Source organism: Paraburkholderia fungorum, assembly GCF_046027605.1.
GTDB classification, from domain to species: Bacteria; Pseudomonadota; Gammaproteobacteria; order Burkholderiales; family Burkholderiaceae; genus Paraburkholderia; species Paraburkholderia fungorum_F.
Genome location: NZ_JAQQEF010000010.1, coordinates 1 through 14,110, shown reverse-complemented (window position 1 = coordinate 14,110; position 14,110 = coordinate 1). Strand labels below are relative to the sequence as shown.

General features: G+C 58.2%; 11 protein-coding genes and 1 pseudogene. 8 read left to right on the top strand and 4 right to left on the bottom strand.

Going from position 1 to position 14,110, the window contains the following annotated elements; genetic code table 11:
- Positions 1 to 293 precede the first annotated feature (293 nt).
- Together PQR53_RS17910 and PQR53_RS17905 are read left to right on the top strand one after the other, a co-directional pair.
- Positions 294 to 1,634, top strand: coding sequence for an MFS transporter (locus PQR53_RS17910; RefSeq protein ID WP_408456927.1), 1,341 nt, complete (start codon positions 294 to 296; stop codon positions 1,632 to 1,634).
- Between the two features lie 122 nt (positions 1,635 to 1,756).
- Positions 1,757 to 1,856, top strand: a pseudogene (locus PQR53_RS17905) (electron transfer flavoprotein subunit beta/FixA family protein); the annotation flags it as partial.
- A gap of 1,216 nt (positions 1,857 to 3,072) precedes the next feature.
- Here PQR53_RS17905 and PQR53_RS17900 read toward each other — a convergent pair.
- Positions 3,073 to 3,393, bottom strand: coding sequence for a DUF4148 domain-containing protein (locus PQR53_RS17900; RefSeq protein ID WP_408456304.1), 321 nt, complete (start codon positions 3,391 to 3,393; stop codon positions 3,073 to 3,075).
- Between the two features lie 286 nt (positions 3,394 to 3,679).
- Here PQR53_RS17900 and PQR53_RS17895 point away from each other — a divergent pair, with 286 nt between their 5' ends.
- The 3 genes from PQR53_RS17895 (at position 3,680) to PQR53_RS17885 (ending at position 6,041) form a co-directional block, all read left to right on the top strand.
- A complete protein-coding gene (locus tag PQR53_RS17895) occupies positions 3,680 to 4,243 on the top strand; it encodes a reverse transcriptase domain-containing protein (RefSeq protein WP_408456301.1) in 564 nt (187 codons plus the stop codon).
- Positions 4,244 to 4,480: 237 nt separating this feature from the next.
- Positions 4,481 to 4,963, top strand: coding sequence for a DUF4440 domain-containing protein (locus PQR53_RS17890; protein ID WP_408456298.1), 483 nt, complete (start codon positions 4,481 to 4,483; stop codon positions 4,961 to 4,963).
- A gap of 365 nt (positions 4,964 to 5,328) precedes the next feature.
- Positions 5,329 to 6,041, top strand: a protein-coding gene (locus tag PQR53_RS17885) for an IS6 family transposase (RefSeq protein ID WP_408456924.1) whose coding sequence is annotated in 2 segments (ribosomal slippage) — positions 5,329 to 5,356 and positions 5,356 to 6,041 — 714 coding nt in all. Because the reading frame shifts where the segments join, the coding sequence is not laid out codon by codon here.
- Positions 6,042 to 6,279: 238 nt separating this feature from the next.
- Here PQR53_RS17885 and PQR53_RS17880 read toward each other — a convergent pair.
- A complete protein-coding gene (locus tag PQR53_RS17880; RefSeq protein ID WP_408456295.1) occupies positions 6,280 to 7,635 on the bottom strand; it encodes an MFS transporter in 1,356 nt (451 codons plus the stop codon).
- Positions 7,636 to 7,717: 82 nt separating this feature from the next.
- Positions 7,718 to 10,063 (bottom strand): cytochrome P450/oxidoreductase, encoded by a 2,346-nt coding sequence (locus PQR53_RS17875; protein ID WP_408456293.1) that lies wholly within the window; start codon positions 10,061 to 10,063, stop codon positions 7,718 to 7,720.
- Between the two features lie 115 nt (positions 10,064 to 10,178).
- On the opposite strand from PQR53_RS17875, the gene PQR53_RS17870 reads away from it, so the two are divergent.
- The gene (locus tag PQR53_RS17870) at positions 10,179 to 11,024 is read left to right on the top strand and encodes an IclR family transcriptional regulator (RefSeq protein WP_408456291.1); all 846 of its coding nucleotides are present in this window, start codon (positions 10,179 to 10,181) and stop codon (positions 11,022 to 11,024) included.
- A gap of 536 nt (positions 11,025 to 11,560) precedes the next feature.
- On the opposite strand, the gene PQR53_RS17865 is transcribed toward PQR53_RS17870, so the two are convergent.
- Positions 11,561 to 12,031: an Lrp/AsnC family transcriptional regulator gene (locus tag PQR53_RS17865; RefSeq protein ID WP_408456288.1), complete on the bottom strand. Its 471-nt coding sequence runs from the start codon at positions 12,029 to 12,031 to the stop codon at positions 11,561 to 11,563.
- 233 nt (positions 12,032 to 12,264) lie between these two features.
- Between PQR53_RS17865 and PQR53_RS17860 the strand changes: the two genes are divergently transcribed.
- Both PQR53_RS17860 and PQR53_RS17855 read left to right on the top strand, forming a co-directional pair.
- Complete coding sequence (locus PQR53_RS17860; protein WP_408456285.1) at positions 12,265 to 13,038, top strand: SDR family NAD(P)-dependent oxidoreductase; 774 nt, start codon at positions 12,265 to 12,267, stop codon at positions 13,036 to 13,038.
- A gap of 211 nt (positions 13,039 to 13,249) precedes the next feature.
- Complete coding sequence (locus tag PQR53_RS17855) at positions 13,250 to 14,065, top strand: alpha/beta fold hydrolase (protein ID WP_408456282.1); 816 nt, start codon at positions 13,250 to 13,252, stop codon at positions 14,063 to 14,065.
- Positions 14,066 to 14,110: the final 45 nt, after the last annotated feature.

Below are 14,110 nucleotides of genomic sequence, written 5' to 3'. Positions count from 1 at the left end.
GTAGAACCAGTTGACATTAATTCTGAAGGAAGAGGCGTTTTGAGCCCTTGTCTGAAAGCAGTTGTCAACTCGTGAAGAAGTAGCGCATTGCAAGGCGCCGGTGGTTTCGCAGCGGCGCGATGACGGACCACGGGCATTTCGGCTAAGCAGGCGGCGAGACCTGTTCCCGGATGTTTGGGTCGAATGAAAAAGCAGCATTGATTTGATAGACGAGAGTCCTGATCGAACCGATCGTGGGCGAAATCGATCTGCACATAGAACGTGTTAGAGCGTATAAAAAAATGGAGACTGTGATGAAAACGGCAAGCGTTGGTGGTATTGGGAACGTGACGAACGAACAGACCATTGAGGAGAGGCGAAAAAGTGCCATCAAAGGCGCGGTCTTCTCAGAATTTATCGACATGTTCGATATATACCTTCCGGTGATCATTCTCGCGCCGATGCAGGCATATTTCCTGCCAAAGAATGTGTCTGCAGGCCATCAGGTAATCCTAGAGTCGCTTGTGTTCATCATGACGCTTCTCGGGCGTCCACTAGGCGCATTGCTGTTTGGCCGCATTGCGGATCGGGTAGGAAGGCGAGCGGCGTCGATTACCTCTGTAAGCGGCTTTGCGGTTGCGACGTTCCTGATCGCCTTGATCCCCGGGTACCAGTCCATTGGGATCGCGTCTTACTGGATCCTTGTGATTCTGAGATTCGTCGACGGAATTTTTCTCGGCGGTGGATACACCGGGGCGTTGCCTCTTGCAATCGAGTATTCGAAGAAGGAGCAGCGAGGCTTGGTGGGCGGATTGATCCTTGCGGGATTTCCGGCTGCCTATGTCGCAATCAACCTTCTTGCGATGATCATGTTTGCTGTCTTCCCGATGGATGGTCCGCAATCCCTCTACGCCCAATGGGGTTGGCGAATTCCGTTTGTTCTTGGGGCTGCCATGGCCGCGCTCCTTGCCGTGTATTACATCCGCAAGGTGTCCGAGTCCCAGGTATGGAAAGGCAAATTATCGGGAAATCCGCAGACAGCTTCTGCTAGTCGGCTCGTCACGGGCCAGGCTCGACGCAATCTGGTGCAGGTCCTTTTGATGATGACCGGATTTTGGCTCACGCAGAACATCGTCGGGCTGTTTCTGCCCACTGGGGTGCTATTGAAGAGTCTGCATCTGACGCCGTTTGAGATGACGGGAACGTTGATGCTGGCATACGCGGTTCTTTGCCTCGGCTATATCGGCGCCGGTATGTTGGGGCAGCGATTCGGTCGCCGCAAGATGCTTTCTCTCATTGGTGCTGCGACAGCAACCGTCGGCGCAGCCCTCCTGTATTTCCTCATCGGAGCAACCGGTGTGGGCCTTCCAGTTATCGTGCTCGTTGTTTGCGCACTGGCGATTACAGTAAGTTCTGCGTGGGCGGTCATCGTTACTTACATCAATGAACGTTTCGCGACCGGTGTTCGAGCCACAGGCTTCGGAGTCGGTTACAGCCTCTCAGTCATCATTCCCTCGTTTTACGCGTTCTATATGAACTGGCTCGGCGCGCTCATGCCGATGCAATACACACCGGTCGCGTTACTCTGCATTGGCGGCGTCATCGCATGTATCGGTGCGCTGCTGGGGCCAGAGACTAAAGACGTTGATCTTTGAATGGGATTTTCGCTCAGTCATTACATCTTTGCTATTCAGCGGAGGCAGCGTCGGTCTTTCGGACGCCTTCCTTGGAGTTCGGAAGTTCGCCTTTGGAATGTTGCGATTGTTGGAGTTGAGAAATGAGAATCCTTGTAGCCCCGAAGCGAGTGGTCGACTACAACGTAAAAGTCCGGGTCAAGTCGGACGGCACGGGCGTCGACATCGCGAACGTGAAACTCCGAGAGTCAGATATGTCGACAATTCATCATGAACAACTACGGCGTCAAGCTGCCAGTCGTGCCAACGAGGAAGACGCCTCGTTGTGGCGGTGGTTTTGTGGCTTATACGATGAGGGCCGCATAAGATGGTGCAAGGCAGGCGAGGGTTGGCTGGTAAGCGTTGACCATAAGCACCTCGCGACGGAACAGGAGTTTGATACAGCGATCAGGGCCGCACGCCAACGTTACTTCTCTGGAGGTCGACAACGTTTGTCAAATTCCTAATGCCTTTTTAAGGGCGAAGAGGGGTCCAAGTCCCGTATCAAGAGCGGTCGCGGGCGATCGCGCGCAGACTGGGGCGATAGTGGTAGAAAAATTGATGGGTGCCTCGTCGGATCAGGCGTGTGTGGAAAAAAATCGACAGCGCCCTTTGTTGCTGCGAGTCTAACCCGACTTTCTTTAGCTAATGATTGAGGACACTATGGGTGCAACTTAAAGATGCCGTCGTCGTTGAGCGCACTGCCGACGGTAAAATCAAACTACATCAGACATTCAATCCGACAGCATCGGGTGTATTGAGAGGGGCGTCCCGAGCGCGGGAGCCGTGATATCTCATTTCGCGAGACTCGGAAACAGTGCCTGAAGACTCACCACAATCATCTGCATGGCGATTCGCTATGTTTCACAGACGGGCGCGTTTGCAACAGGAGCAGGAAGAGGGTGCAAGAACTAATCGTTGCTGAGCCGCGGATTGAAAAAGAGCAGCACAGGTTCTTCGCCGATACGGCCTGTCGCCATGCCGCTTTGTTTTTCCCTACCGTTTCAGATGGAAGAGAAAATGTTGCGTCATGCAAAAATCACGATCTGATTTCAGCGTGTCTTCTGCGCTTACCCCCTCCCTGCAGACGGAAGAACCTCAAGGTCCCGATCGGAGGCTTCTCTCGATGAGGCGCTCGAAGAAACCTTTCCGGCGAATGATCCTGTTGCCGTGGGAGGAGTGAGTCGCATCGAAACCGGAGCAATTATTCCAACCTCTGTCACGACTGACGGTTAGAAGCTTTACATTCGCCTTCGCTGACTTGACAGGCGCGCACCGATCGCCTTTGATGAATGGACAGCCAGCGTTGGGCTGACCACCAGGCAGGGAGTCGTACGTGTCAATCACCCGCCATCGCCGCTAGCACAATTAACGATCCCCACAACCGGGTAGGGCGCCAGCGGCTCGCCAACGTGACGGTTTAATTGCCGAAGTAGATCGACTTCATGCCGTCATTGGCAGCAGGGCGAACTGCGGGGGCACCCGATGCCGACGAGCCGCTCACGACGCCGCCGTAACCATTTGCTGCGCCGTTCTGTGCTGCCACCTTGGCTTCGGCAGCCTGAATCTGCGCCGGATAAGTGCTGTTGTCACCATCGCCGGGGTGATAACCAGCCTTTTCGAGCTGGACCAGTTCGGCGCGTACCTGTGCACGGGTGACAGGCGCATTCGATTGGGCGAACGACACGACCGGCGCAGCGAGCGCAGCGGCAACAACAACAGCTTGAATAAGGGACTTCATGATACTTACCTCGAGACTTTGTTTTGTCCTGCTACGAACAGCCCTGTTCGTAAATCAGTGACTACAGTCTAAGTAAGCATGCGCTTAAGATTAAGGCCGATGTCAGGAAGGGACTGTTGCTGAATACGGGTAAACGCTATGTATCGAGCCTGTCCGAAAACGAACGAGGCTGTGTGAAACGCATGTTGAATGAGGTTCTCAAGAAAATCGGCCCTTCAGATCGCGCTGTATTGGCTTGGCAGTGACTTGGGAAGGGTAAAAACGACACCCGAAAGCCAAAGGCAACGTGATCATCCTGCGGTATGCGGATGACATCGTTGTTGGCTTCGAGCACGAAGCCGACGCGCGGCGCTTCTGGGACGCGATGCGATCGAGGCTGGAAGAGTTCTCGCTTGAGCTACATCCGGACAAGACGAGGCTGCTGGAGTTCGGCCGCTATGCAGCGGCCAACCGCCTGAGTCGGGGTCTTGGCCGACCGAAGACCTTCACCTTCCTGGGTTTCATCTTTATCTGCGGCAGATCTCGTCGCGGGGCTTTCCAATTGCAGCGGAAGACCGAGGGGATCGCATGCGGGCGAGACTCGGGCAGATCAAGGAGGCGCTGCGGAAGCGCATGCACGAACCGATTCCAGTGCAAGGGCAATGGCTCAGGCAGGTGGTTCGCGGATACTTCGCGTATCACGCGGTGCCTACCAACTCGCGGGCACTCGTCGCATTCCGACATCACGTCACCGATCTATGGCGGCGCATGCTCCGGCGCGCAGTCAAAAGGACGCCATGACGTGGGAGCGAATGAGACGAATCGCCAATGCCTGGCTTCCGCCCCCTCGAATCCTTCATCCGTGGCCTGATCGGCGCTTCGCCGTCAAACACCCGAGGTAGGAGCCCGGTGCCCGAATTGGGCACGCCGGGATCTGTGCGGGGGTGCTCAGTAATGGGCATCCCTACCGCAATCCTCGGTCGCGTGCCGCCGTCGCCGTCAAGCAGTGATCGGAGAAGCCGTCAGTCAAATGTGGCTAACACGCACGGGACGGACCATACTTCAAGCGTGATGCCTTCCTCTCACCGCCTGACAGGAGAGTGCTGCCATGAAGCTATTTACCATTGCTATCCTGGCGGTCGTGCTCGCCGGATGCGCCGCGAACCAAGGTATGTCAAACAATGCGCCGGCGGCGCGCACGGAAAGCTGTAAGGTCACGTCAGATCAGGAGATTGCGGCGTTGTTCGAGCGATGGAATCAGTCGCTGCAAACCGGTGATCCGCACAAGGTCGTCGCCAACTATGCGGAGCGGTCCATTCTTCTTCCAACGGTATCCAACAAGCCGCGCTTGACGGTGGCGGACAAGGAGGACTATTTCTATTATTTTCTACAGGATCGTCCATCGGGAAAGATTGACTTCCGCTACATTGAACTGGGGTGCAATTCCGCCGTGGATGCCGGGCTTTACACATTCACCTTCGCAAGAACTGGAGTGGTTGTTAAGGCTCGTTACACCTACACCTATCACTGGGATGGGGCGCAATGGCTAATTACAAGTCATCACTCATCGGTCATGCCGGAGAAGCCGTAGCAGGGGCAAACCTTCAGTTCCCGCGGTTAGCCTGCGGCTATGCCGAACCCATTGATATTCCTCCCTTCCGGATGACTATGTATATCGGGTCGTCAGCGGAAGTCGTTGCACTGGGAACGCGGGCGCACCACAGAGTTGCTTCGGCGCAGTATCCAACGACCGCAATGAACGACGAGTTGCCGATCCACGCGAAAGGATAAATGGCCGCTGTCGCCCGAACGGCCTGTGGGGCAAGGCTCACCCGAACGGCAGTTGCGGTCGACCCCGGTCCCATGCCTCGGTCGGAAGCTGACATTCGGGCTCTGTCTCGCTAAGGCGATCATGTAAATTCGGCACCCGAAATTGAGACGACTACGATGGCCATGATGGGCAAGACGCCGCGCAAAACATTATCCCAGGGATCGCGAAAGTGCTGAAGCGACTGCACTATCCGTTCGATGTGATCCTGTTGTGTGTGCGCTGGTGCGTGGCCTACTCGCTAAGCCTTCGCAATCTCGAAGAGATGATGGCTGAGCGCGGCTTTGAGGTTGATCATTCGAGCGTGCATCGCTGGGTCATCAAGCTCGTACCGTTGTTCGAGAAGGCCTTTCGCAAGCACAAACATCCGGTCGGTAAGAGCTGGAGGATGGATGAAACCTACGTCAAGGTGCGTGGCCAGTGGAAGTACCTGTATCGCGCAGTGAACAAGGCCGGCAGTACGGTCGATTTCCTGTTGCGGGCGCATCGCGACAAGGCTGCCGCGCGCCGCTACTTCGAGAAGGCCATCGATCGGAACGGCGCTCCTGAGACCGTGACCATGGATAAAAGCGGGGCCAATCTGGCGGCCTTGCAGGCCATCAACGCTGAACGGGAAACGCCCATCAGGGTCCGACAGGTCAAGTATCTGAACAATGTCGTCGAACAGGATCATCGTGCCATCAAACGTATTGTCAAGCCGATGATGGGCTTCAAGGATTTTCGCTGCGCCCGGATTATCCTGGCAGGCATAGAAGTCATGCATATGATCCGGAAAGGGCAAATGCGAGACGATGGCATCGCCCGAAATCCTGCTGAGCAATTCTATTCTATTGTGATGTAAGCAGTCCTTTTCATATCCGAACTGGCTCGACGTGCCCTTCTTATCGCGACACAACCTCAATGCGTCCGCGTCGCGTTTTTACACAACCTGGACCCTTTATTCCCCGATCGAAGGGCCGCTTTTAGACCCGTATGGAGCGTTTTCAGGCATGTCCTGACGGTCAGATGCACTTGACCAGAATGACATTCGCAAAGCAAGTTTCGCCCTGTATGAAACGAGGCGGCCCGGGGCCGCCGGTTTAATGTAACGCGCCCGCTGCCTCACCCGTTCCCATGCGGCCACGCATCGAAAGCTGGATCGCGAATACACCCGCCAGCGAGACACATGCGGGCACGGCCGCAGCCAGGAAAAGCGACGCCGACGACCACTGCAGATGCATCAGCGTGCCGCCGAGCACCGGACCGACAACCGATCCGATTCGCCCGATCCCGAGACTCCAGCCGATGCCGGTCGATCGCAAAGCCGTCGGGTAGTAGGTGGCGGCGAGCGCATTGAGTGCGGGCTGTCCGCCGATGATCGAAAAGCCCGTCAGGAAGATTGACAGGAACAACGCACCGACGGAGACAAGCACAGTCGGATTTCCGATCGCGGCAATCGTCACGATCGCAAGCATGAAGGTTGTGATAAGGACACGCGTGAAGCCGATGCGGTCAATGATACGGCCCAGCGCAAGCGTGCCGATCACGCCACCACCCCAAAGGGCCGTACCCGCGTAGACCGCAACCGAAGTCGTATAGCCTGCTTCGCGCACCACCGTCGGCAGCCAGTTCGACAGAAAATACATGTCGAGCAGATTGGCAAAATTGACGATCCACAGCAGTAACGTCACGCGCGCTCTCCCGTCCTTGAACAATTCTATGAACGGCACGCCGCGCGGTTTCTCTTCGGCGACTTCGAACACGTGACCTGCGGGAATGGCTACAGCCGGCGCAATCCTCGCGAGGCTTCGGCGAATATGCTCAGCGTCGCCCTTGCGGAAAATCAGGAACTGGATCGACTCCGGCAGCGCCAGCCACATCAGCATGCCGAGTACGAACGGGATCGCGCCGCCGACAAAAAACACCGCACGCCAACCGAAATGCGGGATCAACGACGCCGTGATGAGCCCCCCTATGACACCGCCGATCGTAAAGCCACAGGACACGATCATCATCAGCGTCACGCGGATCCGGCGCGGACTGTATTCTCCAGCCAGCGCCATCGCGTTCGGCATGATGCAGCCAAGCCCCAGCCCTGCGGCAAAGCGCCAGCCGACCAGTTCCGCGATCGAATGCGAAAATCCCGTCGCGAACATGCAGATCGAGAAGAAGAATGTGGCCGCAATCAGCACAGGTCGGCGCCCGACCCGATCCGCAAGCGTGCTGAACGCAAGGGAACCAACCAGCATACCAAGCAGCCCGGCGCCAAACACGGGCGACAATGTCTCCTTGGCAATTCCCCACTCGCGGATCACAACGGGCGCGACGTAACCCATCGCTTGGACGTCGAATCCGTCCATGACAAGGCATAACGCACAGAGCGTCACGATCATTAACTGATAGATGCCGAAGCGACCGTCGTCAATCAACTCGCTGACGTTAAGTTTGTTGCTCATGGATGTCTCCTGGTGAGCCGGCCGCTCTTGTTCACGACCTGTTCGTTCTGGCGGCTCGGCAGTAAATACAAAAGAAATGTTTTCAAAGTTCCAGCACGAGCTTCCTGCCTGCCGCGCGGGAACAGCAGGTCATCATTCGGGTATTGGATTGCCGCTCGCCTTTGGTTAACACCACGTCACGATGATCAACTTGGCCGGCGAGCACACGAACTTCGCACGACCCGCATAAGCCTTCTTCGCAATCGCTCTGCACATCGACGTTCGCCTTGCGCAGCGCCTCGAGCAGTGTCTGATCGGCGGGAACCACCACAACGAGTCCGGAATCCTTCAACTCCACTTCGAACGCGTGTTCGTTAGCGGGATCGAGCGCGCCGAGCTTCGATTCAAAATGCTCGACCTTTAGCGAGTCATCGGGCCAGGTGGCGCTCGCTTCCTGCAGGGCGTCGAGCATGCGAACGGGTCCACATGCATACACCTGTGTGCCGTTTTCCACGTTCAGTGCAGTGAAATCGTTACGCTTGCCTTCATCCGACACGTACACGCGAAGCCGTTCACCATGAAGCTCGGCAAGCTCCGGTAGCAAAGCCATCGAGGCCCGCGTGCGTCCGCTGAAATGAACTTCATAGTCGATGCCAAGCGTTCTGGCGCGTCGCGCCATGGCACTGATGGGCGTGATGCCGATGCCGCCCGCGATCAGGATTAGCCTCTTCGCTGATTCGTCGAGTCGGAAATGATTGCGCGGTCCGCGAATTCTTAACTGCGCATCGACCTTGACGTTATCGTGCATCCACGCCGAACCGCCCCGGCTTTCCTTCTCCCTGAGCACTGCGATTTCGAACGCTCCTGCAACACCGGGGTCCCCGCAAAGCGAGTACTGGCGCGAGATACCCGTAGCACCACATTCAACGTCGACGTGCGAACCCGCCGTCCAGCGCGGCAGCGGCCGCTCATCCGGCGATGCGAACCTGACACGGACGATATCGGGCGTCACGCGGGACACCGACGTGACGATGACCGGCCGGCTGAGCGCGTGTGCCGACGGCTCGCCGATGCGTACCGCGGTACGCGGCTTAAGCACTGAAGCGTCGTGGCGCTCGGGATTCATCGCCGGGTCCCATTCGACAAGCAGATGCTCCGGGCCGCGGAACGACGTGTTGGGCACATACGAGAAGCGCTGTGCAGAGAGCCGCATGTGCGGAAGCCGACGCGTGAACTCCTCGAGGAAGATCTGCATCTCCATGCGGGCGAGGTTCTTCCCCATGCATTGATGCGACCCGTAGCCGAACGTCAACTGGTCGCTGGCGTTCTCGCGACGGATATCGAACAGATCGGCATCGGCAAACTGATGTTCGTCGTGATTCGCTGACGACGTGACGATCAGCAGCTTCGATCCCGCAGGAATGTCGATGCCGCCCATGGTCACGTCGCGTGTTGCAAGACGCCGCCATGCTGCGACCGAACCGTTGTGCCGCAAGCACTCTTCCACTGCATTCGGAATCAGACCTGGGTCTTCGCAGATATCGCGCCATGCCTGAGGATGCTCGAGCAGCAGCTTCATGGCGTTCGCAGTTGCGTTCGCTGTGGTTTCGTGCGCGGCCACAATGCCGGCCATCATCATCGAATGCAGGTATGAGTCGGTTACGACTTCGGGCAGCTCTCTCTGCTTGCGAATGCCGTATTGCATCCAGCCAGGGCCGTCCGGATCCTGACGCATCTTGTCGAGCACCTTGCCGGCGAACTGCCAGAACTTGCCGACCGCATGCGCGACTTCGACTTGCTCTCCGGGCTTGGGGCGCCCCCAGGTGTTGACCGTGTGCGCGATGGAGTATTCGCGCAGTGTGTCCATGTCTTCTTCGGGCACGCCGAGGAAATGCAACGCGACGGTCAGCGGCACTTCCCAGAGCATCTGGTCAACAAGGTCCGCCTTGCCGTCGTCGATGAAACGGTCGACGTACTCGCGCGCCAGTTGCCGCACCATCGGCTCGTGATGCCTGAGCGCCTCGGGCGTGAAGGGATCCATCAGCGCGCGCCGACGCGGCATGTGCGCCGGTTCATCTTCGTTCACCAGCGTCCGGTTCATTGCGTAACCGTACGAGGCCAGCACACCGTTCGCTTCGGGGCCGGTCGGCGTGATCTTTTCGAGCGCGATCGAGGGACTGAACGTGAGGTTGTCGCGGAAGATCGCCTTGATGTCGTCGTAACGGGTGACCACCCAGTAGCCGAGCTTCGGGCTGTAGAACACCGGCTCCTGTTCGCGTGCCCAGCGCACGTACTCCGGCGGGTCCTGCTGATAGCCATCTTCGAACGGATCGAACTCCGCGGCCCGCTGACTGACAGGGCAACCCGACCCCGTGCGGCTGGGGTTAGTTCGCGCGCCATGGTGAAAGGGACAGGCGGAGCCACGCTCCGTGGAAAGGGTCTCGCTCATCTGAGTCTCCGGATGTAAGATCGATTTGCGTAACTATAATACGCATTGCGTAAATTGCCGTCAGGGTTTACGAGATGATCCGTTGCCACAAGGCGCGCCCCGTTAAAATGCAACCATGAAAAAAAGCTCAGTTATCACGCCGGCCGAGACGACAGCAGCCGCCGCACCGGAGCGCGGACGCCGCCAGCGGGTGCAATCCGCAACGACTGCGGTGGTCTTGCTGAAAGGCCTGGCCACTCTCGGGGGACGCGCGTCGCTGACGGCGCTCGCAGCCTACGTCGACGAGAGTCCGGCGAAGGTGCATCGCTATTTGGTCAGCCTGATGGAAGAATCTCTGGTCGCGCAGGAGTCGCTCACCCAGTTGTATGTGCTGGGGACGGAATGTCTCGCGATCGGACTCGCTGCGATGCGGATGGTCGACCCAATCCGGGTGGCCGAGCCGTCACTGGTGCTGCTGAGGGAAAGTCTTGAGGTCACCTGTTTCGTCGCGGTGATGGGTAACCGGGGTCCAACGATCGTGCGTTTTGAGGAGCCTGGCCTGCCGGTGACGGTCAACGTCCGAGTCGGCTCCGTAATGTCGGTGCTGTGGTCTGCGACGGGCCGGGTCTTTCTGGGGATGCTGGACGAGTCCCGCGTCCGGGCAATGGCGGAAGACGAACTGGCGCACGCTCCAGCCGACCTACGAGGCCAGCTCGACGCCAACGATCCTGTCGGGCGGCTCAGAGCCGAAGTCCAGGCTGCGCAATGTGCAACGGTCAAAGACACCAACCTGAAAGGAATCAGCGCGGTCGCTGCGCCGCTCTTCGACTTCAACGGCCGGCTGTGCGGAACGCTGACGGCGCTCGGCGCAACGGGAGGATTCGACTCATCGATCGATGGGCCAATCGCTGCGGCCGTGCGGCGCGAGGCACAAGCGATCAGCGCCAGACTTGGCTATGTCGCCGAAACTCCGGCAGCGTAGAGGACAGATCTCAACCGCTGGGGCAAGCCTCAGAAATTTGCCGCACGCCCTGAGACCGCCGCCCGCACCCGCTCGCTGAGCGCTTCGAAGAGTGGCTGTCATGCCGCACTCAGCCTCTTGGAATATCTTCGGCTGCACGCAAGTGGCATACATGGTCCGCGTAAATTCAGCATCCCAATGTCGTACATCCGGGGATGTATCGTTACAGTTTGTTCGGCAGGCGTAGACCAAGCGCATGGAGGGGTTGTCGTACTTTCCATGCAAAATCTGGCGGTAGCCGCGCGCAGAGCCGCTTGAAGCAAGGCTCGGCCGTTTGATAACTTTCGCGCAATCAGCGAATTTGCAGCGGGTGCCATGCTGGGTGCTTCCGGTCTGAGGTCGGGAGTTCGTCATGCGTGCAGCCGAACTGGTGACATTGAACATGCGCGAACTGGACAGACTGAAGGTCATTCAGGCGATCGTCGAGATGGGACTGAAGCCCGGGCGGGCTGCTGGGCGGCTCTGGCTGAGCGTGCGCAAGGTCAATCGATATTTTTTTACTCTCCGCCCTCGCGAACCGGTAGCACGGTCTTGTACTGGACGCGCCGCAAGGTGATCGACGTGCTGACGTCGCGGACACCCTCGATGGTCGCGAGCCGTGTCATCACGAATCGCTCGATTCCCGCCATGTCGCTGGCCACCACCCGCACGATGTAATCGAACGCGCCCGTCATCAGATAGCACTCCATCACCTCCTCGCAACCCAGCAGGGCGCGCTCGAAAGCAGCCAGCTTTGCCGCGGATTTTTCCATTGCGACCGATACGTAGGCGGTGACTGGAAATCCAACCTTCTCCTGGTCCAGAAGCGACACATATTTTGTAATGACGCCCGCCTCTTCGAGCAGACGAATGCGCCGGTAGAACGGCGAAAGCGAAATGCCCAGCGATTCAGCGAGGTCCGCAGCCTTGACATGAGCGTCCCGCTGTAGCGCCTGCAAGATGTCAATGTCGATCCGGTCCAATTTCATTGGCTCATCGTCTCAAATAAACACGAAAATGTGCCTAACGTTGCCACACAGGGTTAATTCATTGGCTAATTTTGGCACGTACGACCGGCGCAGACTAGCTAGAATTTTTCACACGACATGTCGTGTCCTGTCGCAGCAGCGCAGCGATACCAGGTTCAGAAGTGAGCCCCTCACCCGCGCTTCCCGCTTGCTGATATACGAGGCAAACGGGGCCGATCTGAAACGAGCAGAGAATGCAATTGAAAGGAGCAAACGTGACTTTTTCTAAAGGACAACTGGCTGGCAAAGTGGCGCTCGTGACCGGCGGCTCTCGCGGGATAGGCGCGGCCATCGCAAGACGGCTCGCACGCGATGGCGCGGCCGTGTCGATAACCTATTCGAACTCGAGTGCCGACGCGGATCGCGTCATCGAGGACATCGAACGCGCCGGGGGACGGGGCGTGCCAATTCGCGCGGATTGTGCCGACGCGGAAGCGGTAAAAGCCGCGGTCGGATCGACCTCGAAACGCTTCGGAGGACTGGATATTCTCGTGAACAACGCGGCGATGTTCCGCCGCGGCCTGATCGACGACTTCCCACTGGAAGATATCGACCGGATGCTGGCCATCAACGTGAGGAGCCTGCTTGTCGCCATTCAGGAATCGCTCCGTTTCATGGAAAAAGGCGGGAGGATTATCAATATCGGCAGCATCAGCAGCGACTACATGCCGATTTCGGGCGTGTCCGTCTACGCCGCGACGAAAGGTGCTGTAACCAGCATGACGCGGGCGCTGGCAAGGGATCTTGGCACTCGGGAAATTACGATCAATAACGTCCAGCCCGGACGGATCGATACGGTGATGAACCCAGCTAACGGTCCGATGGCCGACCAGATCCGGGGCTCAATTGCGTTGGGCCGGTACGGATCAGGCGACGATATTGCGGGACTTGTCGCCTGGCTGGCAAGCCCCGACGCGGCGTTCATAACGGGCACCAGTCTGAAGGTCGATGGTGGCACAAGTGCTTGACTGATGGCTTCGGGCCGACTTGCGGCGGGGCCTATACGCGGAACTCTCCTCCCGTGCCCGCGGTCTAGCACGACTGTGCCTCAACAATGTTGCGCCCCAGGAACATGACGAACCGATGGAATGCCTTGATCGGTTCAAGCGTTGTTACGCAGCACTCGTTGCGACGGAGCGAGCCTGCCGCACGGAACTCAATACCTTTACCTGATCAAACATGCCATTCATCGAAATTGAAGGAAGGCCGCTCCACTATCAGACGCGCGGCACGGGATTCCCGGTACTGCTGGGGCACAGCTACTTGTGGGATTCGTCAATGTGGGCGCCGCAAATCGACGCGTTGTCTCGCCACTATCAGGTCATCGTTCCGGACCTTTGGGGCCACGGGCAATCCGGGCGGCTCCCGGAGAATACGCATTCGCTTGGCGATTTGGCCACACATGCGGGCCGCCTTCTGGATGCCCTGGGTATCGGACAATGCGCGATAGTCGGCTTGTCGGTTGGCGGAATGTGGGGGTCCGAACTCGCGTTGCGCGAACCGGGCCGTGTCAAGTGCCTCGTCCTGATGGATACCGACAGGAGCGCCGAACCTGATGCGACGCTCAAGCAATATTCCCAGATGTTCAACGCGATCGAATCGCTTGGCAGCATCCCCGCACCGATGATCGACGTCATCGTGCCTTTGTTTTTCCGCCGGGGCGCAACGCTGGACGGTGAAGTGCACGCAAGGTTTCGAAAAGCGCTGGCGGGATTCTCTGCGGACCAGTTGCGACGGTCGGTTATACCGTTGGGCCGGTTAATTTTCGGGCGGTCCGACGCGCTTGCCAGTCTTGCCGGTCTTGATGCCGCCAGTACGCTGATCATGTGCGGCGAACTCGACATTCCGCGCCCGCCAACGGAAATGGCACGGATGGCTGCGGTGATTGGCTGCCGGCAAATGCTAATACCCGACGCCGGCCACATCTCAAACCTTGAAAATCAGTCCTTCGTCACTGACACATTACTTGCGTGGCTTGGCCAGCATGTAGCGTAGGGTGAATACGACATTCGACGCGCTCGCGTGCTCAATGACTCGGAC